Here is a 1,082-nt window from a genome sequence, read left to right on the forward strand (position 1 = left end):
GCCAGCATTCCGACCACGGTGATCAAGAACAACGCACCAGACCGCACGCCCCCGCAGCTGATTACCACCGGTGACGCGCGCCCCAAGGTCAACGGCAACCAACTGGTGCTCAGCTTTAGCGACGCCAGCAACCTGAACGCGGACCCGACCCGCAAGCCGGTTGCCGGGGACTTTGCGGTGCTCGTGGGGAACGTTCCCAATGCTGTGACCGAAGTCACCGTGGCCGCTCAGGCCAAGACCATTACGCTGACGCTGACCACCGCCGTGACAGTTGGCCAGACGATGACCGTCGCCTACAACGACAGCACGCCCACCGATAGCAGGGCCCTGGAAGACGCACTGCTCAACCGCCTGGCCAGCTTTGCGGCCACGGAGGTGAATACATCCGGCGTGAGTACATCCGACACCACACCCCCGGTGATCAACACCGCCGTGGTCACCGGCGACCAGCTGGTGCTCACGTACACCGAAGCGGGCACCCTGGACGCGGCAGCACTGACGGGCAACGCAGGCTTTACGGTGAACACCGCCGCAGGCACGGCGGCCATCACCGTGAGCAGCGCCGTGGTAAACGCCACGGCCAAGACCGTGACGCTGACGCTGAGCCGCACCGTGGCCGAAACGGAGACGGTGACCGTCAGCTACACCAAGCCCGAATCCGGCAACGGGGTGCGGGACGCTGCCGGCAACCATGCGGCGAACTTCAACGGAGTGATCCCGACCCATGGCACGCTCGCGCCAGCAGACACCACGCCCCCGGTGTTCAGCAGCGCCGCGGTCACCGGCGACCAACTGGTACTCAGCTTTAGCGACACGGGCAATCTGGACGGGGACCCGGTCCACAAGCCGGCGAGCGGGGCCTTTACGGTGCTGGTCAACGGCGTCGCGAACGCCGTCACCACCGTCACTGTCCAGTCGCGAGCCAAGACCGTCACGCTCACGCTGAGCACGGCGGTCACCCATGGCCAGTCGGTCACCGTCGCCTACACCGACCCCACGACCGGCAACGACACCAACGCAATCCAGGACGCTGCCGGCAACGACGCGGCCAGCTTTGCGGCCACCGCGGTGACCAACAACAC

1 protein-coding gene is annotated in these 1,082 nt (G+C 66.3%); it reads left to right on the forward strand.

Annotated features, from left to right (window positions below; genetic code table 11):
- A partial coding sequence (locus VTU_RS29540) for a SwmB domain-containing protein (protein ID WP_010108941.1) occupies positions 1 to 1,082 on the forward strand: 1,082 nt, incomplete at both ends.

The sequence above is a fragment of the Verminephrobacter aporrectodeae subsp. tuberculatae At4 genome, from assembly GCF_000193225.1.
Lineage (GTDB): Bacteria > Pseudomonadota > Gammaproteobacteria > Burkholderiales > Burkholderiaceae_C > Acidovorax > Acidovorax aporrectodeae.